This window comes from Allorhizobium sp. NPDC080224, from assembly GCF_050281005.1.
Classification (GTDB): Bacteria; Pseudomonadota; Alphaproteobacteria; order Rhizobiales; family Rhizobiaceae; genus Allorhizobium.
Map to the genome: position 1 here is coordinate 1,322,450 of NZ_JBNNWJ010000001.1, position 23,689 is coordinate 1,346,138.

General features: G+C 62.1%; 22 protein-coding genes. 6 read left to right on the top strand and 16 right to left on the bottom strand.

All coding sequences use genetic code 11. The features are described from left to right. Nucleotides 1-134: 134 nt before the first annotated feature. The 3 genes from ACQKP1_RS06585 to ACQKP1_RS06595 form a co-directional block, all read right to left on the bottom strand. Nucleotides 135-326 (bottom strand): hypothetical protein, encoded by a 192-nt coding sequence (locus ACQKP1_RS06585; RefSeq protein ID WP_427274660.1) that lies wholly within the window; start codon nucleotides 324-326, stop codon nucleotides 135-137. 143 nt (nucleotides 327-469) lie between these two features. Beyond that, nucleotides 470-1,363, bottom strand: coding sequence for a uracil-DNA glycosylase (locus ACQKP1_RS06590; protein WP_427274661.1), 894 nt, complete (start codon nucleotides 1,361-1,363; stop codon nucleotides 470-472). 220 nt (nucleotides 1,364-1,583) lie between these two features. Beyond that, complete coding sequence (locus ACQKP1_RS06595; protein ID WP_427274662.1) at nucleotides 1,584-2,876, bottom strand: Hsp70 family protein; 1,293 nt, start codon at nucleotides 2,874-2,876, stop codon at nucleotides 1,584-1,586. A gap of 272 nt (nucleotides 2,877-3,148) precedes the next feature. Here ACQKP1_RS06595 and ACQKP1_RS06600 point away from each other — a divergent pair, with 272 nt between their 5' ends. After that, nucleotides 3,149-3,337 (top strand): hypothetical protein, encoded by a 189-nt coding sequence (locus tag ACQKP1_RS06600; RefSeq protein WP_203019970.1) that lies wholly within the window; start codon nucleotides 3,149-3,151, stop codon nucleotides 3,335-3,337. A 65-nt stretch (nucleotides 3,338-3,402) separates the two neighbouring features. Here the strand turns inward: ACQKP1_RS06600 and ACQKP1_RS06605 are convergent, their stop codons facing one another. The 5 genes from ACQKP1_RS06605 to ACQKP1_RS06625 form a co-directional block, all read right to left on the bottom strand. Next, nucleotides 3,403-4,200, bottom strand: coding sequence for a hypothetical protein (locus ACQKP1_RS06605; RefSeq protein ID WP_427274663.1), 798 nt, complete (start codon nucleotides 4,198-4,200; stop codon nucleotides 3,403-3,405). 119 nt (nucleotides 4,201-4,319) lie between these two features. Further along, nucleotides 4,320-4,544: a hypothetical protein gene (locus tag ACQKP1_RS06610; protein WP_203014169.1), complete on the bottom strand. Its 225-nt coding sequence runs from the start codon at nucleotides 4,542-4,544 to the stop codon at nucleotides 4,320-4,322. 119 nt (nucleotides 4,545-4,663) lie between these two features. After that, a complete protein-coding gene (locus ACQKP1_RS06615; protein WP_006727323.1) occupies nucleotides 4,664-5,449 on the bottom strand; it encodes an SDR family oxidoreductase in 786 nt (261 codons plus the stop codon). Between the two features lie 95 nt (nucleotides 5,450-5,544). Beyond that, a complete protein-coding gene (locus tag ACQKP1_RS06620; protein ID WP_427274664.1) occupies nucleotides 5,545-6,948 on the bottom strand; it encodes an FAD-binding oxidoreductase in 1,404 nt (467 codons plus the stop codon). An 88-nt stretch (nucleotides 6,949-7,036) separates the two neighbouring features. Then, on the bottom strand, nucleotides 7,037-7,948 hold the full coding sequence (locus ACQKP1_RS06625) for an NAD(P)-dependent oxidoreductase (protein WP_427274665.1): 912 nt from the start codon (nucleotides 7,946-7,948) through the stop codon (nucleotides 7,037-7,039). Between the two features lie 332 nt (nucleotides 7,949-8,280). Here ACQKP1_RS06625 and ACQKP1_RS06630 point away from each other — a divergent pair, with 332 nt between their 5' ends. From ACQKP1_RS06630 to ACQKP1_RS06640, 3 genes are all read left to right on the top strand, one after another. Next, nucleotides 8,281-9,945 carry an electron transfer flavoprotein-ubiquinone oxidoreductase gene (locus ACQKP1_RS06630; RefSeq protein ID WP_427274666.1) on the top strand — a complete coding sequence of 555 codons (1,665 nt, stop codon included), beginning with the start codon at nucleotides 8,281-8,283 and terminating at the stop codon, nucleotides 9,943-9,945. A gap of 176 nt (nucleotides 9,946-10,121) precedes the next feature. Beyond that, nucleotides 10,122-10,736, top strand: coding sequence for a L,D-transpeptidase (locus ACQKP1_RS06635; protein WP_427274667.1), 615 nt, complete (start codon nucleotides 10,122-10,124; stop codon nucleotides 10,734-10,736). A 305-nt stretch (nucleotides 10,737-11,041) separates the two neighbouring features. Then, nucleotides 11,042-11,449: a winged helix-turn-helix transcriptional regulator gene (locus ACQKP1_RS06640; protein WP_203014189.1), complete on the top strand. Its 408-nt coding sequence runs from the start codon at nucleotides 11,042-11,044 to the stop codon at nucleotides 11,447-11,449. Nucleotides 11,450-11,458: 9 nt separating this feature from the next. Here the strand turns inward: ACQKP1_RS06640 and ACQKP1_RS06645 are convergent, their stop codons facing one another. Continuing rightward, on the bottom strand, nucleotides 11,459-12,373 hold the full coding sequence (locus ACQKP1_RS06645; RefSeq protein WP_427274668.1) for a DMT family transporter: 915 nt from the start codon (nucleotides 12,371-12,373) through the stop codon (nucleotides 11,459-11,461). Nucleotides 12,374-12,502: 129 nt separating this feature from the next. Here ACQKP1_RS06645 and ACQKP1_RS06650 point away from each other — a divergent pair, with 129 nt between their 5' ends. Further along, a complete protein-coding gene (locus tag ACQKP1_RS06650) occupies nucleotides 12,503-12,976 on the top strand; it encodes an Lrp/AsnC family transcriptional regulator (RefSeq protein WP_427276419.1) in 474 nt (157 codons plus the stop codon). Nucleotides 12,977-13,024: 48 nt separating this feature from the next. Here the strand turns inward: ACQKP1_RS06650 and ACQKP1_RS06655 are convergent, their stop codons facing one another. After that, complete coding sequence (locus ACQKP1_RS06655; RefSeq protein ID WP_427274669.1) at nucleotides 13,025-14,047, bottom strand: zinc-binding alcohol dehydrogenase family protein; 1,023 nt, start codon at nucleotides 14,045-14,047, stop codon at nucleotides 13,025-13,027. Between the two features lie 195 nt (nucleotides 14,048-14,242). Next, a complete protein-coding gene (locus ACQKP1_RS06660) occupies nucleotides 14,243-15,460 on the bottom strand; it encodes an MFS transporter (protein WP_427274670.1) in 1,218 nt (405 codons plus the stop codon). 253 nt (nucleotides 15,461-15,713) lie between these two features. On the opposite strand from ACQKP1_RS06660, the gene ACQKP1_RS06665 reads away from it, so the two are divergent. Then, complete coding sequence (locus ACQKP1_RS06665) at nucleotides 15,714-16,631, top strand: diacylglycerol/lipid kinase family protein (protein WP_427274671.1); 918 nt, start codon at nucleotides 15,714-15,716, stop codon at nucleotides 16,629-16,631. A gap of 54 nt (nucleotides 16,632-16,685) precedes the next feature. Here the strand turns inward: ACQKP1_RS06665 and ACQKP1_RS06670 are convergent, their stop codons facing one another. From ACQKP1_RS06670 to ACQKP1_RS06690, 5 genes are all read right to left on the bottom strand, one after another. After that, nucleotides 16,686-18,293 (bottom strand): ABC transporter ATP-binding protein, encoded by a 1,608-nt coding sequence (locus ACQKP1_RS06670; RefSeq protein ID WP_427274672.1) that lies wholly within the window; start codon nucleotides 18,291-18,293, stop codon nucleotides 16,686-16,688. A 2-nt stretch (nucleotides 18,294-18,295) separates the two neighbouring features. After that, nucleotides 18,296-19,420, bottom strand: a complete 1,125-nt coding sequence (locus ACQKP1_RS06675; protein WP_427274673.1) for an ABC transporter permease — start codon at nucleotides 19,418-19,420, stop codon at nucleotides 18,296-18,298. Then, nucleotides 19,413-20,336 (bottom strand): oligopeptide ABC transporter permease OppB, encoded by a 924-nt coding sequence (gene oppB, locus ACQKP1_RS06680; protein WP_427274674.1) that lies wholly within the window; start codon nucleotides 20,334-20,336, stop codon nucleotides 19,413-19,415. The genes ACQKP1_RS06675 and oppB overlap by 8 nt, the downstream gene beginning before the upstream one ends. Before the next feature lie 62 nt (nucleotides 20,337-20,398). Beyond that, nucleotides 20,399-21,997 (bottom strand): peptide ABC transporter substrate-binding protein, encoded by a 1,599-nt coding sequence (locus tag ACQKP1_RS06685; RefSeq protein ID WP_427274675.1) that lies wholly within the window; start codon nucleotides 21,995-21,997, stop codon nucleotides 20,399-20,401. Nucleotides 21,998-22,246: 249 nt separating this feature from the next. Then, entirely contained in the window at nucleotides 22,247-23,605 is a 1,359-nt protein-coding gene (locus ACQKP1_RS06690) for a glutamine synthetase family protein (protein ID WP_427274676.1), read from the bottom strand. Between the last annotated feature and the right edge of the window lie 84 nt (nucleotides 23,606-23,689).

Below are 23,689 nucleotides of genomic sequence, written 5' to 3' on the forward strand. Positions count from 1 at the left end.
CTGCTCTACATGCATATCGATGTTTGCGGGTATATCTGTTCATGACTGAACCGATGTCGCAACGCACAATGCGGAAGTCCTGATATGCGTTCCCTGCAAGCTTCCGGTTTTTGACCGGCGCGATTGTCCAGGTTTCAGGTGCGGAACTCGGAAAAGACGCTGGCCGGGCGCGCAATGCGACCGGCATGGCCGGTAAAGCGCGCGCTCAGTTGTTCAGCAGAAACCGCGCTGCTGCTGCGGTTGTAGGGGCTTGCGCTACGGCCGTGTTCGCCGGCGAGGCGGAGCGTCTCGAACTTGCAGTGAATGGGGCGGGTGCGAAGGCTCACGATGGTCTTCCTTTAAAAGTGTCCCTCCCACTTTCAGACTCATGTATCGCAGTGCAGCATAGATTCGGCAACGGACATGGCCGCGATCCTGCCTTGCGTAAAACGCATGGCTGTCTTCATAATTTGTTCATGCTGATGATAATTTAGCCGTTCTGGCTAGGATTCACGCGCTCCGAGAAGGCGACCAGGTCCATCCAGGCAAGCGCCTTGCTGGCGGGCGCGGCAAGCAACTCCTGCGGATGCAGCGTGGCCATGGCCTGGACGGTATGGCCGCCAGCGCCAATTTCGCGCCACTTGCCGCGCAGGGCGTGGATCGTTCCGGTTTCGCCGAAGAAGAAGCGGGCGGCAAAATTGCCGAGCACAAGGACCAGGCGGGGTTCGGCAAGGGCGATCTGCCGTTCGATGAACGGACGGCAGATGGCGGTTTCCGGGCCGGAGGGCATGCGGTCGCCCGGCGGTCTCCAGGGAATGATCGTGGTGATGGTGGCGCTTTCGCGGCTCTGGCCGATGGCAGACAGCATGCGGTCGAGCAGCAGGCCCGCGCGTCCCGAAAAGGCCTGGCCCTCGCGATCGTCATCGGCATTCGGCATGGGGCCGATCACCATGATGCCAGCAGTGCCTGCGCCCTCGGCCGTGATGGTCGACCGTGCCGAGGTTTTCAGGTTGCAGCTGGTGAAGGCTTCGATGGCAGTTTTCAATTCGGCAAGTGACCGCGCACTTTCGGCGGCAAAGCGCGCCTCGGCAATGGCATTCTCGTCCGGGATCGCCGGCAGCGCCGACCCTTGAGCGGGTTGCGCCCGCGCCGGCTGGCGTTCCGAGGGCGGGGGTGCGCCGCGTCCCGGCAGGCTGCGCGGCTGTGCGTTGGTGGCTGGTGTATCCGCTGCCGGGCGTGCCACCTGCCGCGCCGCCTTTTCGGCTGCAAAAGCCGCGATGCGGTCGATCGGATCGTCTTCCACCAGCCACTCGACACCGGCCTCTGCATGAAATGCGAGAAGCGCGGCGAGCTCTGCGGAGGACATGTCGCGGGCCTGGATCATCAGGCTGTTCTAGTGCGTTTGGCCGACGGAAGGCAAATGGAAAGCGTAGGACAAACTTTGGTGACAAGCCCTCATCCTGAGGCGGGCGCGTATGCGACCCTCGAAGGACGAGGGCGGGTGATTTTTGGGGTGGCCTCGATCCTTCGAGGCCTGCTCTGCAGGCACCTCAGGATGAGGGGAGACCCTGCAGGCGCCCGCAAGGGAAGTTAGCTAGACCGGTTCAAGCCACCCACTGTTCGATATCGTCCCGCTCGCCGATTAAAGCCAAGCCATGCGCGATCGACACCAGTTCGCCGCCGGTTTCGATGCGGGAGGCGTCGAAGCGGCGGTGGAAGATGTCGCGCACGGCGGGCACGAAGGATGTGCCGCCGGTGAGGAATATCTTGTCGATCGTGCCGGCCTCGGTGTTGCTCTTGGCCAGCACTTCGTCGAGCGCCTCTTCCATGCGGGCGAGGTCGTCTGCGATCCAGCTTTCGAAATCGCGGCGGGTCACGCGTTTATCGCCGGCCTTACCGAGCGGCGCGAAGCGGAAGTCCGCTTCCTCCGCTGAAGACAGCGCCATCTTGGTGGCCGAGACGGCCTGATAGAGCGGGTAACCTTCGTCGTGATCGATGAGGTCGATGAAGAGTTCGAGCTTCTCCGGCTCTTCCGCCTGGCGCACCAGCGACTTGAGGTCGGTGAATTCCTTCAAGGTCTTGAAGACCGAAAGCTGGTTCCAGCGCGAAAAAGCCAGGTAGTAGTTGCTGGGAACGTCGAGCAGCTTGCCGAAGCTCTTGAACTGGCTGCCCTTGCCGATTTCGGGTGCCACCAGCTGGTCGATGATGCGGGCATCGAACTGGTCGCCGGCAATGCCGACGCCGGACTGGCCGATCGGCGTGGCGCTGAGCTTGCCGGCTTCGGTCGAGAAGCGGATCAGTGAGAAGTCGGTCGTGCCGCCGCCGAAGTCGGCGACGAGAACCGTCGCGTCACGCTTCAGCGTGCGGGCAAAATAGAAGGCGGCCGCGACTGGTTCATAGACATAGTGGATCTCGGGAAAGCCGAGCCGTGTCAGCGCTTCGTTGTAGCGGGTGACGGCAAGCGCCGGATCGGGGTTGGCACCGGCGAAATGGACGGGACGACCGGCGACGAGACGCTTGGCCCCGCCCGGCCAGCCATCGCCCGCATAGACCTGCAGGCGCTTGAGGAACACCTCCATCAGGTCTTCGAACTGGAACCGCCTTGCATGCACCAGCGTACCCTGGAAGAGGGCGGAGGCTGCAAAGGTCTTGATCGACTGCAGGAAGCGACAGTCGCCGGGATTGTCGATGAAGGCACGGATCGCGGCCTGACCGGCCTCGACCTTCAGCGCCCCTGCGCCGAGCTGTCGATCCTTGAGGAAGGAGAGCGCGGTGCGCATGCTGTCGGATGTGCCGGCCGGCGAAGTGTAGGCGACCGAATGCGTCGCGTCGCTGCTTTCCGCGACGGCGATAACGGTATTGGTCGTGCCGAAATCGAGCCCAAGCGCTTCAGCCATGGCCATCGCTCCCTTGTTTCGTGTGTCGGATGTCTGTGAGAGCCGGCGGGCCGACTGTTGTCGGCAATGCCGAGGCATGAAAGAGGGCGCCTGATGCCACAGGGGGGCGGCGAGGGCAAGCGACCTTTTTGTGACGTCCGCGATCGGAGCGGAGGTCGGCGCGTGAAGATGATCTACCGAATCGAGGGCCTGCCTTGAAACGGATGCCTCTGGCCGTCCTGGGCGGCTGGGTCTATGGTCGGCTCCACTCAGGAGATCGACAGATGCCACCCATGCGCATTGCCCTGCACTGCCTCGCGGCCCTCGCCATCCTGATGGGCTTCGTGTGGATCGGGCAGGGCTCGGGTCACTTTCCCTATCCAGCGTCGAGCTTCATGATCGATCAGAGCCCCTGGATCATTTATGGCGCCATCCTTGCACTTGCGGGCGTCGCAGGTCTGATACTGTTGCGTCGGCGCTGAGGACCGGCAGAAACAGTGAGGGCCCAACCGGCGGGTGGGCCCTCAAGATCTTCCTGTGGTCGCACTCAGGCCTGGCGATAGGCCCGGATCGCTGCGGCGACGTCGACAGGCTGGCGTTCCGCACCTGCGGCAAGAGCAGAGGTCGCCGGCGATTCCGAGGTCTCTGCACCCGAAAGCAGCCCGGCGATGATGCGGGCCTGCGAGACTTCCAATGCCCGCTCGCGCGCCCTGTTCAGGCTCTGGTCGATCAGGGTGGTCACCTGCTGAGCGAAGTCGCTTGCCGCGCCTTCAGGGCTGACCCGCTTCCCGCGATATTCGGCCAGTGCTGCGGCCTCGATCGCGTCTTCTGCCGACACACGCTCGCTCGCCGGTGCCGCCGTGACCGGGCGGTCGCTCGCAACGGGTGAAGGCGTGGTCGCCGTGGGGCTTGCTTCGGGTGCTGTGTCTGCTTCGGGGCCGGTCGCTGCGTCTTCTGCGAAGCCCTCATCGACGACGTTGTCGTTGGAAACGGAAGTGTCTTCAGGTGCAGCCTGAGGTTCGGTCTCAGAAGAGGCCGGCTCCTCGCCAACCGGTGTAGGTTCCGCGTCGGCTTCCGTCTGGGCTGGTGGCGTCTCGGCGGTCACCTCTTCAGGAGCGCCACTGCCCTCATCGACCGCAGGTGATGGTTCGCCCGTTTCTTCTGACGGAGCCGGTTGATAGGTGCCGTCGTCGATATCACCGGGCGCTGCCGCTTCCGGCTCCTGATAGGATGGCTGAGTGGTTTCGGAGGGTGGCGGTGAAGAGGTCGAGCCCGATGTCGTGCCAGACGACGGACTGGTCGTGGTTCCAGACGAGCCGGAACCGAAAAGTATGGGGGCGAGCATGATGGTCCATAAGGTTGGAGTGTATCGTCGGCACCCCTAATACAAGCAGTCTCTTGACCGACCGTCGCTTTCGTTCATGCAGTTTGTGTCAAATACCCCGGATATTCAGGGGGGGGATGTCAGACGTCCTGATAGAGGCGTGCTGCCATCGGCGCGGCCTCCAGATCGAGCTCATCGTTGAAGCCCTCAAGCTTTGTCAGGAAGTGGTCGATGATCCGGCCGTAACTGGCATTGCGAGAGCGCGGCACGCGCGCGCGCTCTTCGGCGATCGGTTCGGGTTCGGTCACGAAAGCTGCAGGATCAAGCGCCAGCAGCATCCGGTCTTCATGTCCGGCATCTGTCATCACGGGAACTCTCATCTCCCAGGTTTCTCACGTTTGAGTAAACCCAAGAGATTTCGAACCCGTTCAGTCGATCGCTCTCATTTTAGCGAATTCGAATTTGATGCCGGTCATCGGTGCGCTCAAATCGATTTCGCCGCCCCGCCATCGACGCGCAGCATGGTGCCGGTAATGTAGCTCGCAGGGCTAGAGCAGAGGAAGGCAGCTGCGGCGGCGAACTCCTCGACGCGGCCGAGCCTTTGGGCCGGGATCGATTTGACCGAGGCGGCGCGGACTTCGTCCAGCGACTTGCCCTGTTTTTTGGCATTGGCTCCATCAAGCTCGTCGATGCGGTCCGTGTGAATGCGGCCTGGCAGGATCATGTTGGCGGTGACGCCATAGGAGGCGAGTTCCGCCGACAGCGTCTTGTTCCAGCCGACGAGCGCACCGCGCAGCGTGTTGGAGAGGGCAAGGTTCGGGATCGGCTCGAAGACACCCGACGAGGCGACGGTGAGGATGCGGCCGAAGCCTTGCGTCTTCATCAAGGGTGCGAGCGCATTGGTGAGCGTGATGACGCGAACCACCATGGACTGGAAGAAGTTGTAGAGCTTTTCGGCATCCATGTCCTCGACGGTGCCGGGCGTCGGACCACCGGTATTGTTGACGAGAATGTCGATACCGCCGAGCGTATGATGGACTGCGTGCAGCATCTGGTCAACGAAATGCGCATCGGCGAGGTCGGCGACCACATAGTCCGCCTTGCCGCCAGCAGCCCTGATCGCCTCGACATTGGCTTTCAGCTTTTCTTCCGTGCGCCCGCAGATAAGGACATGGCATCCCTCCGCCGCAAGCGCCTTCGCGATGCCGAGGCCAAGACCGCGCGAAGCGGCGAGCACGAGGGCGCGTTTGCCGGAAATACCGAGATCCATGGGTGTATCCTTTCCAGGTGATACGATGTGTTTTGCGGCAGTCTATCGGCCCCGGGCCGCGATCGAAACCCCGACGATCTGCGGATCAACCGGTTTCAGAACGGCACCTTGCCCGGATTGAATAGATTGTGCGGGTCGAGCATGGACTTGATCTGACGCGCAAGCGTTCGTTTCACCGGATCGACATGGGCGAGATAGGCGGCGCGCTTTTCGAGCCCGACCCCGTGTTCTGCAGAGAAGCTGCCGCCCGAGGCGCGGATGCCATCATAGACCGCCGCCTCGACGGCCGTCTTCAGATCGAGGGGCAGGGGCCCGGCAGCGGCGATCGCGATATGCAGGTTGCCGTCGGCGATATGCCCGTAGACATAGGCCTCCAAGCCATCGCCGATCGCGTCAAGACGATCAGTCAGTCCGGCGACATAGTCGTCCAGGGCGGAGGGCGGCATCGAGACGTCGAAGGACGGCGCATTCGGAAACGCGGCGAAGTAGAAGCCGGAATCCTCACGCATTTCCCAGAAGCGGTGTGCCTGATCGGAGGATTGGGCGATGATCCCGCCCTGAAGCTCGGCCTCCTCCCAGATCTCGGCGAGTTCTGCTTCGAGAAGCGCTGTTGCGGCCTCTGCCGTCTCACCGGAGACTTCCAGCAGCAGCACCGGCGTATTGTTCTCCAGCCAGGACAGGTCGAAGCGCTTCAGCGCGGCGTGATCGCGCACATAACGCGGCCACATCATTTCGGCGGCTTCCAACTGCAGCGCCGGATGGCGCCGCAGACGCGCGGCGACCCTCAACCCGCGGCTCGCATTGGGCACGCCGAGGAGCGCCACGGCCCGATGCGGGCGGATTGGTTCGACCTTCAGCACAAGCCGCGTGACGAAACCGAAGGCTCCCTCGCTGCCGATCAGCAACTGCTTCAGATCCGGCCCCGCCGAGACCTTCACCACCCTGGTCATGTCGGAGAAGACCTCGCCCGAGGGAAGAACGGCTTCCAGGCCCAGGATTTGATGTCGCATCACGCCATTGCGGAAGGCGAGGATGCCGCCGGCATTGGTCGCAGCCATGCCGCCGATCGTTGCTGAACCACGCGAGCCGAGGTCGATGCCCGTGGTCAGCCCATGCGGTTCCAGTGCCGCTTGCAGGGCTTCAAGCGTGACGCCGGCCTCCACTTCGACCGTTTCCTCGTCCGGATGAATTGCGAGCACCCGGTTGAGCCGGGCGCTGGACAGGATGATTTCACCCGCATGGGAAACGCTGCCGCCGACAAGCCCGCTGACCCCGCCCTGCGGCACGATGGCAACGCGGTTTGCCCTGCACCAGGATACGAGTGCCGCTGCCGCCTCCGTCGAGCCGGGCTGTGCCATCACGCCGGCATCGAGGTTCGCCGGATCTTCTCCGGGATGCCGGCCGGCAAGCGTCTCGGGACCAAGGATCCGGAGGTCCGGATGCAGGCCGTCAAGTGCCGAGGTGAGGTCGAGGGGCGAGAAGGTCGAATGCGAAGACATGGGGCAACCTGAACTGTTCGCGGCTTCTTCGCCTGAAAATCCGGTCGCCGCAAGGCGTCAAGCTGCCAATCCAGACCTCTCCAACCGCTCAAAGCTCTGCCGGAAAGCCTGGTGCCCGCAGGTCCGTGCCGGTTGCGTCTTCGAGAAGTTTCACGACCTGCGACGACCATGCGTTGCCGCCATAGGTCGAGCGGGCTCGAATGAAGGTCTGCAGCGCATGGGAGGCAAGGTCGAGCGGCACGCCGAATTCGCGACCGAAGCCGAGCGCGAAGCCGAGGTCCTTCACGGCGAGATCCATGGTGAAGTTGATGTTGTAGCTGCCGTTCAGGATCACCTGGCCCTCGGTCTCGTGCACGAAACTGTTGCCCGAGGAGGCCTTGATGATGTTGAAGGCGTCGGTGAGGTCGATGCCGCCCTTCTTCGCCAGCATCAGGGCTTCGCCGGTCGCAATCAGGTGGATGAAGGCGAGCATGTTGGTGATCACCTTGATCACGGCAGCCTTGCCGAGCGGACCTGCGCGGAAAATCTGCTTTCCCATCGCCTGGAAGGCCGGCAGGTGCAGATCGTAGAGGTCGGCATCTCCGCCGATGATGACGGTGATTTCGCCTGAGGCGGCCAGATGCACGCCGCCGGTGACGGGGGATTCCAGCATGCGCACGCCGGCCTCAGCGGCGATTTTGCCAAGCCGCAGGACTTCCTGCTCGTCGAGCGTGCTCATCTCGATCCAGGTGGCGCCGGGCTTCAACCCCTTGAGGATGCCCCGCTCGCCGGTCAGAACGCGTTCGCTGACTTTCGGCGAAGGCAGGCAGGTGATGACGGCGTCCGCGACTTCAGCAACAGCTTGAGGGTCGGCGGCAAACTTGGCGCCGGCGGCCACCAGCTCCTTGGCATTGTCGGGATAAAGATCATTGACCACGACGGAAAAGCCCGCCCGGACCAGACTGCCGGCGAGATGGCGGCCGAGATGGCCGAGCCCGATGAAACCATATGTGAGTGCCATGTCGTCTTGTCCCCTGCTGGCGTTTTGTCGCCAGACTGCGACAAAGCGCGGAAGCGTTCAAAGGCAGATTTTGGCCTGCGACGAGATTTGACGCAGGCGGAACACGCTGCTGCACTTTTCGTTGGGAAAGCGAGGAGAAAGGTCCGGCGAGCGGTGACTACGGCCAACGCAGCGAAACCGTCGCATTGACCCTTACGTTCACGTAAGTTATTCTTCTGCTTCACACCGCCCTGCCGGAATTTGCGCCTCGGCGCGTCGCGCTTCGGCTCGACAATCCGGTTGGGTTTTGTCAAGGAGGAAGGCGGAAAGCACCGCCTGGCGAGGAATGACGAATGAGCACCGAGATGGAACTGCCTGAACGCGAAAGCATGGAATTCGACGTCGTGATCGTGGGCGCAGGCCCGGCCGGTCTTTCGGCAGCGATCCGGCTGAAACAGGTCAATCCGGACCTGACCGTTGTCGTGCTCGAAAAGGGTGCCGAAGTCGGCGCGCATATCCTGTCCGGTGCCGTGGTTGATCCTGTCGGTGTCGATAAGCTGATCCCTGGCTGGCGCGAAGAGGCCGATCACCCGTTCAAGACTGAAGTCACCGACGACCAGTTTCTGTTCCTCGGGCCTGCCGGCTCCGTCCGTTTGCCGAATTTTCTGATGCCGCCGCTGATGAACAATCACGGCAACTACATCGTCTCGCTCGGCAATGTCTGTCGTTGGCTGGGCGCCCATGCAGAAGCGCTCGGCGTCGAGATCTATCCGGGCTTTGCAGCCGCCGAAGTGCTCTACAATGACCAGGGCGCTGTGATCGGTGTTGCGACCGGCGACATGGGCATCGAGAAGAACGGCGAGCCGGGCCCGGCCTATACGCGCGGCATGGAACTGCTCGGCAAATATGTGCTGATCTCGGAAGGCGTGCGCGGCTCGCTCGCCAAGCAGCTGATCGCCAAGTTCGATCTGTCGCGCGAAAGCGATGTGCAGAAATACGGCATCGGGTTGAAGGAGCTCTGGCAGGTCAAGCCCGAGCACCACAAGCCTGGGCTGGTTCAGCATTCCTTCGGCTGGCCGCTCGGCATGAAGACCGGTGGCGGCTCCTTCCTCTACCATCTCGAAGACAACATGGTCGCCGTCGGCTTCGTCGTGCACCTGAACTACAAGAACCCCTATCTCTACCCCTTCGAGGAGTTCCAGCGTTTCAAGACCCATCCCGCCATCGCCAAGACCTTCGAAGGCGGCAAGCGCCTGTCCTACGGCGCCCGTGCGATCACCGAAGGCGGCTATCAGTCGGTGCCGAAGCTTTCCTTCCCCGGTGGCGCGCTGATCGGCTGTTCCGCCGGTCTCGTCAACGTTCCCCGCATCAAGGGCAGCCACAATGCCGTGCTCTCCGGCATGCTGGCGGCGGAAAAGATCGCGGACGCAATTGCCGCGGGTCGCGCCAATGACGAGCCGATCGAGATCGAGAACGAATGGCGCTCCACCGATATCGGCAAGGATCTGAAGCGCGTGCGCAACGTCAAGCCGCTCTGGTCCAAGCTCGGCACCGCGCTCGGCGTCGGCCTTGGCGGCATCGACATGTGGATGAACCAGCTCCTCGGCTTCTCTTTCTTCGGCACGCTCAAGCACGGCAAGACCGATGCGGAATCCCTGGAGCCGGCGGCAAACCACAAGCCGATCGCCTATCCGAAGCCGGATGGTGTGCTGACCTTCGATCGCCTCTCTTCGGTGTTCCTCTCCAACACCAATCACGAGGAAGACCAGCCGGTCCACCTCAAGGTCAAGGACATGGACCTGCAGAAGCGCTCCGAGCTCGGCGTCTATGCCGGTCCGTCGACCCGTTACTGTCCGGCAGGCGTCTATGAATGGGTGGAAAAGGACGGCGAGGAAACCTTCGTCATCAACGCCCAGAACTGCGTCCACTGCAAGACCTGCGACATCAAGGACCCGAACCAGAACATCAACTGGGTGCCGCCACAAGGCGGCGAAGGGCCGGTCTATCCGAACATGTGAGGATTGAAAGGGCGGTCGAGAGGCCGCCCTTTTTTGCGTTGCGGAGCTGTGTCGCCACCAACCTCCGCCCCATCTTCGCCATCGATCTTAACAGGCACCTTCAGATTTAACCCGTCATTAACCATAAATTCCTAGGCTCCTCGGCAACGAATCGTAATCCCGAGGACGCCTGAAACATGACCATTTCCCGCCGCGGTCTCCTGTTTGGCCTGCCGCTCTTCATCGCCGGCTGCCAGTCCGTTCCCAACCAGCAGGCCCTGTATGGCGACGTGCCGGACGAGCCGTATCCGCTGAAGAAGGTGCCGATCGAGAAGATCAAGCCCGAGCTCCGTCGTCAGGAAGTGGCTTACGAGACGCCGCACGCTCCAGGAACAATCGTGGTCAATACGCCCGAGCGCAGGCTCTATCACGTGATGGGCAATGGTCGGGCCATGCGCTACGGCATCGGCGTCGGTCGCGCGGGCCTTGCTCTTTCCGGCAACGCCTATGTCGGTCGCAAGGCTGAATGGCCGAGCTGGACGCCGACCCCCAACATGATCCGCCGTGATCCCGAGCGGAACCTGAAATATGCAGGCGGCGTGCCCGGCGGCCCAAACAATCCCCTCGGCGCCCGGGCCATGTATCTCTATCGTGGCGGCAACGACACCATGTTCCGCATTCATGGCACCAACCAGCCCTGGTCGATCGGCCAGGCCATGTCTTCTGGCTGCGTCCGCATGATGAACCACGACGTAATCGATCTCTATGCCCGCGTCGATGTCGGCAGCAAGGTCGTGGTGATTCAGGCCTGATCGGCGCTTAGAACTTCCCGTCTTTATTGTGGCGCTGGTTCTTCGATCAGCGCCACTTTGCTGTGATCAATTTGCCCTGTCTTGTCACACGCAGTCACGAGTCTGCCATCGCACTTGAGGCTCCAAGCCTTCGCCCCAATCTCCCCGCAGTGAAACTTTTCGGCGCGCGGATGCGTCGAATGTCCTGTTGACGCTGTGTCGACCAATTCCGGTCGGCCGGAGGCTTTTTTCGCCGACCGATCAGGACTAAGTGGGAACAGACGTGCCGGGTACCGCTGCGTCGAAGATTTGAGAAGGGATTTTGAATGGCTCGCGATACAAACGCCGGCTTGTCGGACCTGGGTGGTTGCCAGATCGAGGCGACCCTGCAGCTGCTCGACGGCAAATGGAAGGGCGTGATCCTCCACCATCTCCTCAAGGACGAAGTGCTGCGCTTCAACGAACTGGTGAAGCGCCTGCCATCGATTACTCATCGCATGTTGTCGAAGCAGTTGCGCGACATGGAGGTCGCCGGTCTCGTCGCCCGCACCGTCTATCCGGTCGTGCCGCCGCGCGTTGACTATTCGCTGACCCCGCTCGGCCGCAGCCTCGAGCCGGTGCTTCAGGCGATCGGCCGTTGGGGCCAGGAGAACCTGGTGGCGGTCGAGGATGCGGCACTGAAGCCGAGCGAGAGCCCGACGGGCAGTGCGGCGATCATGCGCTCTGCTGCGTAATGCCCGCTGTCAACCTGCGGGCGGACGTCGGGACAAAAGGCCGGTGGACAAGAGGACGCCGAGCCCGGTGACAAGCGCCGCACCAAGGACCGAGATGCCGAGCGGCTCCGCAAGCAGCACGGCACCGCCAATGGCCGCAGCCACGGGCGTGATCGCCGTATAGGCGGCAGCCTGGGTTCCGCCAAGCGCGCGAACGGCCGTCCCATAGAGCAAGGTGGCAACCAAGCCCGAAAGCAGGCCCTGTGTGACGGATTGCAGCGCAATTTCCTCCAAAGGAGCCGTCAGGAATTGCGTGCCGACAAAGGGCAGGGCCGCAAGGTTGAGAAGGGTCGACCAGACGCAGATCAGCGCGGCACCTTCGAAGGCATCGAGTCCGCTGCGGCGGAAGGAATGGGTATAGACAGCCCAGAGCGTCGCGCCGATGGGAAGGATGGTGAAGCTGATCCAGCCGAGCCCGTCGCTCCCCAGATTGCCCGCGAGCAGAATGCCGCCGCCTGCGAGGATCGCAACCATGCCTGCCTTGCGCCATCGGTCGGGTCGTTCGCCGAGGAATGCCATCCCGATGACTGCGACCGCAAGCGGCATCAGCCCCGGCAGCAAAACGCCGGCGGCCGAGGCAGGGGTGTGGCGCATGCCAAAGGCGACGATCTGAAAGAAGGGCGCGCCGGAGCCGAGAATCATCAGGCCGAGTGGTCCCATGGCGCCCTTGGGAAACAACCCGGTACGCCACCAGACCGGGGCCAGCACGAGCGCCGGAATACCATAACGCAGAAGACTGAGGTCGAGGGGGCCAAGCCCGGCGCCGACGCTATGGCGCGTGGAGACGAGCCATGAGGCCCAGATGAGCACGACGGACAGCGCCGACAATGCACCCAGCGCTGAGCGGCCGGAGCCGGGAAGGGGAGTGGTGCCGACGGCAGACATGGGTGCTCCAGAAGATGATGCTTGCGTCCAATCTTATGCCGTTCGCTCTGACGTGTCCTTGCGCAATGCACGCCCCACGGTTAGTAATTTGGCAGAATGTGCCAAAAAGATGCGCTGGAGTTTCACTTGCTGCCAAAGCTCGACAAGTTCGATCACGCGATCCTCAAGCTTCTGCAGGATGACGCACGCACCACCAATGTCGAGATTGCCGAGAAGGTCGGGCTCTCGCAATCACCTTGCCTCAGACGTATCAGGCTGATGGAAGAAAGCGGCATCATCCGTGGCTATCGTGCCGATCTCGACCGTCGGATGCTCGGGCTCGAACTCACGGTCTTCGTCGCCTTCAAGGTGGCGCGCCACACGCGCGAGAATGCCGATGCGCTGCACGAGGCCTTGCTTGACATTCCCGAAGTCGTTGCCTGTTACATGATTTCGGGCGAGTCCGATTTCCTGGCAGAAGTCGTCGTCGAAAATCTCTCAGCTTACGAGACCTTGCTGACGGAAAAGCTGCTCGTCTTGCCCAACGTGACCGACATCCGGTCGAATTTTGCGATCAGGAGCGTCAAGACCGGCGCGCCGCTGAAGCTCCCGGTTCGCACCTGATCGCGTAGGATGCGGCCGCCGCAGAGACGGCGGCCGCTAAGGACTGGCTCAAGCCGGAAAACCTTCCAGCACGATCTTGCCGCGCGTGCGGTTGCTCTCGATCAGTCGGTGCGCCTCGCGCAGGTTTACCGCCGTGATCGGCCCGAGCACCGTATCGAGCGTCGTTCGGACCTTACCCTCGTCGATGAGTTCGGCAACATGCATCAAGAGCTTGTGCTGCTCGATCATGTCAGGCGTCTGGAAGACCGGCCGGGAGAACATGAACTCCCAGTGCAGCGACACGACCTTCTGCTTGAAGGCCAGGATGTCGAAGCCTTCGGGGAAGTCGTCGATCAGGCAGATGCGGCCCATCGGTGCGATGATCTCGGCCATGGCCAGTCGGTGCTGGCCGCTATGGGTCACCGAGAAGATGAAACCCGGCGGGTCGATGGCGAGCGCCGCAAATTCCTGGGCGAGCGGCTTGCTGTGGTCGATGACGTGATCGGCACCGAGAGACTTTGCCCAGTCCGCCGTCTCAGGCCGAGAGGCGGTGGCGATCACGGTGAGGTCAGTCAGTTCCTTGGCAAGCTGGATGGCAATCGAGCCGACGCCGCCGGCACCGCCCGTGATCAGGATCGACCGTCCGGCGCCAAGGACCGGATCGCTCACCTTCAGTCTGTCGAACAGCGCCTCGTAAGCTGTGATGGCTGTCAGCGGCAGGGCGGCGGCTTGCGCGAAGGAGAGCGTCTTCGGCTTCAGGCCGACGATGCGTTCGTCGACGAGGTGATATTCGGCATTGGTGCCTGGTCGATTGATCGCGCCGGCATAGTAGACCTCATCTCCTGGCTTGAAGAGGCTGACATCCGGACCGACGGCCTTGACCACACCCGCCGCATCATAGCCCAGGATCCGGGCTTCGCCGGCCGGCGGCGTCTGGTTGCGGCGAACCTTGGTATCGACGGGATTGACCGAGACGGCCTTGATTTCGACCAGGAGGTCATGGCCGGATGCCTCAGGCATCGGCAGGTCGAGATCGACCAGGGCGCCCTTTGAGGTGATGGGCTGGGGAGTGTAGAAACCGATGGCTCGCATGGGGAAACTCCTGTCTTGCGTCTGCACGCTGCCCATTAAGAACATAGATTTGTTCTGCGCAAGAATGCACATTTTCTGCCTTCAGGCACAGAAAAGAACCCTGGTTCACTTGAGGATGCCGACCATGTCACGCCCTCGCGAAAGGATGGTTAGCAATTTCCCGACTGTCCCCTCAAGTAGACCCTGCAGACCGCTTCAGCCGCGTGACGGCCTTTTCTCCAAAGCAACGGAAATCAGGAAGATGATCAGGCCGAAGGCCGAGAGCACCGCGCCGACATAGCCGGTGGCGGCGTAGCCATAGCCGGCGGCAATCACCATGCCACCGAGCCAGGCGCCCAGCGCATTGGCAATGTTGAAGGCGGAATGATTGGTCGCGGCGGCAAGCGTCTGCGCTTCGGCCGCCACATCCATGAGACGGGTTTGCACGGCCGGGCAGGCGGCAAAGCCGCAGCCGGTGAGGAAGACGCAGATGCAGAGCATGATCGAATTGTGTGCGGTGAGCGAAAAGACCGCCATCAGCACGATATTGAAGGCGAGCATGCCGCCGATCGTCCCCTTCAGCGAATAGTCGGCCAATCGGCTGCCGACGACATTGCCGACATTCATGCCGATACCGAACAGGGCAAGCACCACGGCCACCATGCTGGCCGGAAGACCGGCAGTATCGGTCACGGTCTTCGCTATGTAGCTGAAGATCGCGAACATCCCGCCGAAGCCAACGGCTGCGACACCGAAGGACAGCCAGACCTGCAGGCGCCCGAAGGCCGACAACTCGCGGCGGATGCTGGCTCCTTCGGCGACTTCGTCCTTCGGCAGATAAAGAGCGATCAGGGCAACGGTCAGTGCTGCGATGGCCGCCACCAGGAAGAAGGCGGCCCGCCAGCTCATCATCTGGCCGAGGAAGGTCGCGATTGGAGTGCCGATCAGCGTAGCGATCGTCAGTCCCAGCATCACGCGCCCCACAGCCCGCACCCTCCGGTTCGGCGGCGCCATGGAAGCGGCAACCAGCGCCGCCACGCCGAAATAGGCGCCATGCGGCAAACCGGTGATGAAGCGAAGAAGCGTGAATGTCGAGAATTCGGTGGCGAGTGCACTGGCGAAGTTGCCGATGGCGAAAAGGCCCATGAGCAGCAAGAGCAGCGTCTTGCGCGGAAGCTTGGCGGCAAGTGCCGCGATGATCGGCGCGCCAAGGACGACACCAAGCGCATAGGCGCTGATCACATGGCCCGCCTGAGGCACGGCGACCCCGTAGGTCTCTGCGACTTCCGGTAAGAGCCCCATGATTACGAACTCGCCAGTACCGATGCCAAAACCGCCGGCGGCGAGCGCCAGTTCGATCAGCATGATCGTGGTTGGCGTCAGGGCCGGGGACTGCTGCAGTTCGGCGGTGGGAGAAGAAGCGAATTCGGTCATGAAAACACCATGGGCGCGCAAGAGAACCTTGCCACGCGAAACGCGCTTCCGAGGAAGCCGAAATGAAAGAAGGGAGCCAGAAGGCCATTAGAGCGGGATTGTTTTTTATCATATCTGTGTGCGCTGCGGCAAAGGCTTTTGCTCGCCACCTTGAAATTTGCTCGCGCGCTATCGATCTGCAGGCGGCCCTCGAAACTTTCGAGGCGTCGACACGTTGTGAGCTTTGGCCTCTCAAGGGCCGCGAAAGGGCGACATGAAAATCAAGGCGGTACTCAATCGCGACGGTGGCACCTTCAAGACCACCGACATGCAGACCTATTGCGAGACGGCAACCCGCGCCTTTGCAGCCAGGGGGCACGATCTCATCTGCGATGTCGTGGGCGGCGACGAAGTTGTGCAAGCTCTGGAAAATGCCAGCAAAGAGAGCGACCTTGATGCGCTTCTGGCCGGCGGTGGGGACGGCACGATATCCACGGCCGCAGGCATCGCCTGGGAAGCCGGCGTGCCGCTCGGCATCATCCCCGCCGGCACGATGAACCTCTTTGCCCGCTCGCTGAAGCTACCGCTCGATATCTGGAAGGTACTCGACCTCTTGGCCGACGCAACCGTTGTCAACGTCGATATTGCAACGGCGAACGGTCGTCCCTTCGTGCACCAGTTTTCCGCAGGTCTGCACGCCCGCATGGTCCGGATGCGCAACCAGATGAATTTTGCCTCCCGTATCGGCAAGATCCGGGCAAGCACGAGTGCAGCCTTCGGCGTGATGCTTGATCCGCCGCGCTTCGAGGTCGTCTTCGATATAGACGGCGACGGCCGCAGCGAGGAGCGCCCGGTCTCGGCGATCTCCGTCTCCAACAATCCGCTTGGCAATAATTCGCTGTTCTTCGCCGACCGGGTCGATACCGGCAGGCTCGGCGTCTATCTGGCGGAGCCGCTGGAGCCGACCGGCGTCGGCAAGCTGGCTTTCGATATCATCAGAGGCAAGTTCAAGGAGAACGAGGCAGTGACCGCCTCGACTGCGGAGAAGGTGCATCTCCATTTCCCCAAACATCGCAAGGGTGCCGCCTGTGTCCTCGACGGTGAACTCCTGCGCATGCCCGCTGACGTCGAGATCAAGATCCATGCCGGACAGCTGAAGGTGCTCGTGGCGCGGCCGCAGGCGCCGGCATGAACGAAAACGGCGCCCAATTGGGGCGCCGCTTTCTGGTTTATGGATGAACCGAGCTCAGTGGCTGAAGGCCGCCGCGATCAGGTCGCGGGTATAGTCTTCCTGCGGATGATCGAAGATCGCCTCGGTTCCACCCTGCTCGACGATCTTGCCGTTCTTCATCACGATGACATGGTCCGACATCGCGCGGATGACCGAGAGGTCATGGCTGATGAAGACGTAAGAAAGCCCATGCTTGTCCTGCAGGTCGCGCAGCAGTTCGATCACCTGACGCTGCACGGAGCGGTCGAGTGCTGAGGTCGGCTCATCCAGGATGACGACCTTGGGCTTCAGGATCATCGAGCGGGCTATCGCGATGCGCTGACGCTGGCCGCCTGAGAACTCATGCGGATAGCGGTTGCGGGCTGCCGGATCGAGGCCGACTTCCTTCAGGGCCGCAATCGCCCGCGCATCACGCTCGGCGCGGCTGAGCTGCGGCTCGTGCACGTAGAGACCTTCGGTGATGATCTCGCCCACCGTCTGGCGCGGCGAGAGTGAGCCATAGGGGTCCTGGAACACCAGCTGCAGCTGCTTGCGGAAAGGGCGCATGCCGGCCCGGTCGAGGTTCGAGATATCCGCCGTCTCGAAGCGGAAGGCGCCATCGGCTGCGAGCAGCTTCAAAAGCGCCCGTCCGAGCGTCGATTTGCCAGATCCCGATTCCCCGACGATGCCGATGGTCTGGCCCTGGCGGAGCCGGACGCTGACCTGGTCGACAGCCCGGAAGGTACGGTTCGGACGCAGGAAGCCACCGCTGCCGATGTCGAAATCGACGGTGACATTGCGACCTTCCAGCACGACCGGCGCATCGTCAGCCGGCGGCGGCTTTGTACCAGAGGGTTCTGCCGCCAGCAGCATCTTCGTATAGTCGTGCTGGGCGTTGCCGAAGATCGCATCGCGGCTTCCCGTTTCGACGATCTCGCCCTTGCGCATGACAGCGACACGGTCGGCCACGTGCTTGACCACGCCGAGGTCATGGGTGATCAGCACGATCGCCATGCCGAAGCGCTTCTGCAGGTCGGCCAGCAGATCGAGGATCTGCGCCTGGATGGTGACATCAAGCGCGGTCGTCGGTTCATCCGCGATCAGCACGTCGGGCTCGTTGGCCAAGGCCATCGCGATCATGACGCGCTGGCGCTGGCCGCCGGACATCTCGTGCGGATAGCTGTCGATGCGCCGCTCTGGATCGGGAATGCCGACGAGCTTCAGGAGTTCCAGCACGCGGGCGCGCGCTTCCGTCTTGCTCATGCCGCGATGATGGATCAGCGGTTCTGATATCTGCTTGCCAATCCTGTAAAGCGGGTCGAGTGAGGTCATCGGCTCCTGGAAGATCATGGTGATCTTCGCACCGCGCACCTTGTTCAGCTCGCCGATCGGAAGGCCGACGATGTTGCGTCCGCCATAGACGGCTTCGCCGGTGACATCGCCGTTCTTGGCGAGCAAGCCCATGATGCCCATCATGGTCTGGCTCTTGCCGGAGCCAGATTCGCCGACAATGGCGAGGGTCTCGCCTTTTTTCACCGAAAAGCTGATGCCTTTGACCGCTTCCACGGTGCCGTCGGGCGTCGCGAACGTCACCTTGAGGTTGGAAACGTCGAGCACGGTTTCGTTGTTGGTCTTGTCGTCCATGCTCATCGGTCCTTCGGATCCAGCGCATCCCGCAGGCCGTCGCCCACGAAATTCAACGAAAACAGCGTCACCACGAAGAAGATCGCCGGGAAGATCAAAAGCCACGGCGCATTCTGCATGCTGGCGGCCCCTTCCGAGATCAGCGTGCCCCAGCTGGCAAGCGGCGCCTGAACACCGAGCCCGAGGAAAGACAGGAAGCTCTCGAGCAGGATGACCTTCGGCACGATGACGGTGACGAACACGATGACCGGGCCGATCGTGTTCGGGATGATGTGACGGCGGATGATCTGCCAGTCGGTGAGGCCGAGCGCCTCCGCCGCGCCTACGAATTCGCGGCGTTTAAGCGACAGTGTCTGGCCGCGCACGATGCGGGCCATTTCCAGCCATTCCACCGCCCCGATGACCAGGAAGATCAGGATCACCGATCGCCCGAAAAACACGACGAGGACAACGACGAGGAAGACGAAGGGCAGCGAGTAGAGAATCTCGACGATACGCATCATCACATTGTCGACGCGGCCACCGAGATAGCCCGAGGTCGCACCATAGACGACGCCGATGCCGAGCGAGACGAGGCTGGCCGCCAGACCGACGGCGAGCGAGATCTGCCCGCCGAGCATGACGCGGACGAGCAGATCGCGGCCGTTGGAATCGGTGCCGAAGGGGAATGTGATCTGGTCCACGGTGCCGGAGACCGTCAGGCTGCTTCCGTCTTCCGATTGCGCAACGACTTCCGAATTCTTGAACTCGTTGTTTCGGTCGAAATAGCGGATCGTGCGGGGATCGATTTCCCCATCCGAGCTGATCACGGCAGTGAAGCGGCCATCCTCGACCGTAAAGCTGTCGAGTGTCACTCTAGCCCGCTGGGCCACGCTTTCGGCCACGTCCTGCAGCGTCTCGGGATCCGGCCGCGGGGTCAGGCTCGGCGGCACGTTGACGTAGGAGGAAAAGACCTGGTCGTAGCTATGCGGCACGAACAGGGGGCCAGCGAAGGAGAATAGGGTTACGAAAGCCAACAGCACGCAGCCCGAGATGGCGGCCTTGTTGCGTCGGAAGCGCATCATCGCGAGCTGAGCCAGGCTCCGCCCGCTGATCTCCGGCTGGGAGGAAACGGTGATATCAGTCATTGCGAACCCTCGGATCGAGCAGGCCATAGGCGATGTCGACCAACAGGTTGAAGACGATCACGAACACGGCGACGAGGATGACGGTGCCCATGACGAGGGGATAGTCGCGGTTGAGCGCGCCGAGCACGAAGTAGCGACCGACACCGGGAATGGTGAAGATCGTCTCCACCACGGCGGAGCCTGTCAGAAGTGCGGCGGCACAAGGCGCGAGATAGGAGACGATCGGCAGCATCGCGCCACGCATTGCATGGGTCACGACGACAACACGCGAGGGCAGGCCGTAAGCCTTGGCTGTGCGGATATGGTCGGTATGCAGCGCTTCGATCATCGCACCACGGGTGAGGCGGGCGAAAACGGCAAGCTGCGGCAAGGCAAGTGCGGTCACCGGCAGGATCAGGTAACGCAGCGAGCCATCGCCCCAGCTACCGGCCGGCAGCCAGTTGAGGATAACGGCAAACAACAGTGTCAGCACCGGACCCACCACGAAATTGGGGATGGTGACGCCGACTGTCGCGAAGGACATGACGGCAAAGTCAAGCGCGCTGTTCTGCCGGAGTGCAGCAACGGTTCCGAGCAATACACCGCCGATCAGCGCGACGAGGATCGCGATACCGCCGAGCTGGATCGAATAGGGCAGGGCCTTGCCGATCAGTTCGGAGACGGTGTTGTCCTTGTAGATGAAGCTCGGGCCGAGATCGCCGGTGACAGCATTGCCGATATAGCTCAGATACTGGGTGATCAGCGGCTGATCGAGTTTGTAGGTGGCCATGATGTTGGCCATCGTCTGAGGCGGAAGCGGGCGCTCGAGATTGAAGGGGCCGCCGGGCGCAAAGCGCATCAGAAAGAATGAGATGGTGACGACAATGAAGATCGTCGGGACGGCGCTCATCAGCCGCCGCAGCACGAAGGATGTCATGTCCTGCTCCTGAATGGACGACGCGCGGCTTGAACCGTGCGTCGTCCGGTCACGTGACGAGATTATTCAGCGACGCTCAGGAAGCGGCTGAGGTGCTCGTTGGCTGCATTGTCCTGCCAGCCGCTGACGCGGTCGGAAACCAACCACAGGTTCGCTGTGCTCATCAGCGGAGCGATCGGCTGATCGCGCATCAGGATGACTTCGGCGTCATGCAGGATCTTCTTGCGGGCGTCGGCATCGCCCTCGGTGTAGGAGCTTGCCATCAGCGCGTCGAACTCCGGATTGTTGTACTTGCCGTAGTTGAACGAGGTGTTGGTGGATACGTTGAGGCCGAGGAAGTTTTCAGCATCCGCGTAGTCTGCGACCCAGCCGGCGCGAGCGACGTTGAACGCGCCACCTTCCTGCAGATAGGCGTAGTGCGAGGCCACGTCGAGGTTGGTCATGGTGACCGTTGCGCCGAAGGTGTTCTTCCACATGTCGGCAACAGCCGTCGCCACGCGCTCGTGGTTCGGGTTGGTGTTGTAGCGGATCTCGATGTTAAGCGGCTTGCCGCCTTCACCGTAACCGGCTTCCTTCATCAGTTCGATCGCCTTGTCTTCGCGGTCGAGCTGCGACATCTCGGCGAAGTCCGCCTTGGCTGCCTCGTAACCGCCGAGACCGTCCGGAACCAGCGAATAGGTCGGCAGCTGGGCGCCGGAATAGATTTCGTTGGCAAGGAAGTCGCGGTCGACGGCCATCGAGAGCGCCTGACGGACGCGGACGTCGCTGTAAGGCTCCTGGCGGGTGTCGAACACATAGTAGTAGGTCGAGGCCGACGGCGAAACGCGGACCTGCTCGCCATAGCTGTCCTTCAGGCGATTAATCTGGTCGGCCGAGAAGTTGTAGACGAGGTCCATTTCCTTGGCTTCGAAACGGCGAACAGAAGCGGCCTGGTCGTCGATCGGGTAGAAGACGACCTTGTCGATCTGGGTGTTGGCGGCATCCCAATGGTTCTCGTTCTTCACGACGACGAGGTTGTCGTTCGGCACGTGGCTTTCGAGCTTGTAGGCACCGTTGGACACCATGACGCCCGGCTTGACGAAATCCTTGCCGTTCTTTTCGACGCTGGCCTTGGAGACGGGCAGGGCGGTCTGGTGGGCCAGAAGTTCGAGGAAGAACGGGGTTGCGCGCTCGAGGGTCACCTCGAGGGTCTTCTCGTCGACGGCCTTGACGCCGATTTCTTCCAGCTTCGCTTCACCCTTGTTGGCCTTTTCGGCATTCTTGATCGGGTAGAGGATGTTGGCGTATTTCGCGGCGGTTTCCGGGTTCTGGACGCGCTGGATCGAGTAGACGAAGTCTTCAGCCGTTACCGGCGAGCCATCCGACCACTTGGCGTTTTCGCGGATCTTGAAGGTGTAGACGGTGCCATCGTCGGAGATGGTCCAGCTTTCGGCAGCGCCGGGCACGATTTCGCCCTTGGCGTCGTAGATCGTCAGGCCCTCGTAGAGATCCTTGAGGATGAAGGCTTCGATGTCGATCGAAGTATTGGCCTGGTCGAGCGTTTGCGGTTCGCCGGAATTGCCGCGATGAAGCACGACTTCGGCCAGCGCCTGGCTTGCGCCAAACATCAAGGAGGTGAGGAGAAGTGAGGTGCCGAGCAACCGGCGCGTCTGGATAGACATCGTTTTTGAACTCCCAGTTCACGTTAACGGAAACGGACAGAAGAATATTCGTGCGGAGGTGGCAAGCCGCATTTTTTGTGGCCACCCTAATTTTAGGGAGGAAATTGGAGGGGTAGCCTGTCACTTGGCACGAAGATTTCGTGTGACCGTTTTATGACGAAATAAAATTATAGCGCCAAATCCCGCCCGAAATGCGACAACGCGGCCTTAAGGCCGCGTCTGCGAGGTTTCCGGTGGCTGGGGAAAGGGTCAGATCCGCGGTAGGTAGGTCTGATAATCGAAGCTCGAGACGGTACGCAGAAAGGCCATGGCTTCCTTGCGTTTGGTGTCGCCGTAGATGCGCTGATATTCGGCGCCGAAGATGTCGGCGATGAAGGCAGACGCGCGAAAGCGTTCGACGGCGGTCAGGAAATCATAGGTCAGCATGTCTGGGTTCTCGGGCGCGCTGTCCGGCGTCGTGACCGGACCGGGGTCGAGATCCTCGTCGAGGCCAAGCAGGATGCCGCCGAGGATGGCGGCGAGCAGCAGATGCGGATTGGCGTCCGCTCCCGCAACACGGTGCTCGATGCGGGCGGCCGGGCCGTCCTTGTCGGGAATGCGGATTGCTGTGCCGCGATTGCCGAAACCCCAGTCGATCTTGTCGGGCGCAAAGGAGCCCGGCTGAAAGCGGCGATAGGAATTGGCAAAGGGCGCGAAGATCAGCTGCGCGTCCTGCATCGACCTCAGCATGCCCGCCGTGATCGACTTCAGCTTCACCGGATCGCCGCCCTTGGCGTCGAGGATATTGCGGCCGTCCTTGTCGATGATCGAGGCATGCACATGCAGGCCAGAGCCGGCGTGATCGCCGTAAGGCTTGGCCATGCAGGTGGCCTTGAAGCCGTGGCGGCGGGCGGCGAAATCGACGACGCGCTTCAGATAAATGCAGTCGTCGGCAGCGGCCATGGCGTCCGGCTTGTGCAGGAGGTTGACCTCGAACTGGCCGGGGCCGAATTCGGCGGTCGTCGCGTCCGCCGGCAGGCCCATGTCATCGCAATAGCCGCGCACGGTGGCGAGGAAGTCTTCCATCGCAGCGGTCGCGCGCATGTCATAGAGCTGATAGCCCTCGACCTCGCCGTTCATGACGAGTGCTTTTGGCGGCATCGGCACGCCGGTTTCCCGGAAATCGGGCTCCATCACGTAGAATTCGAGCTCGGTGGCAACAACCGGCGTCAGGCCCTTCTCCTCGAAGCGCTTCAGCACGTTGGCGAGGATGGCGCGTGGGCAGACATAATGCGGCTCGCCTGAGAGCGTATGCATGGTAGCGAGCACCTGCTTGGAGCCTGCGGGCCCCCAGGGAAGGGTGGTCAGCGAGTTCCTGTCCGGCGTACAGATGCCATCGGGATCGCCGAGCGTCAGCGAGATCTTGGTAATGTCGTCATTGTCGTCGCCCCAGATGTCGAGCGACTGGGTGGAGGCCGGCAGACGGACCGTGTTCTTCCAGACCTTGTCCTCCGCTTTCAGCGGAATCATCTTGCCGCGCAGGTCGCCATTCATGCCGACGAGCAGCACCTCGATGCGCGCGGAAGGGTCGGCTGCGGTCTGATCGGCGGCCTCGGTCAATGCTGTCATGGGGAAACTCTCGCTGGCTTTTCTGGGCGGATTTGGCCGGAGGGACGCGGCAATCGGTGCCTTGCCAAACGCGTTTTGGACGGT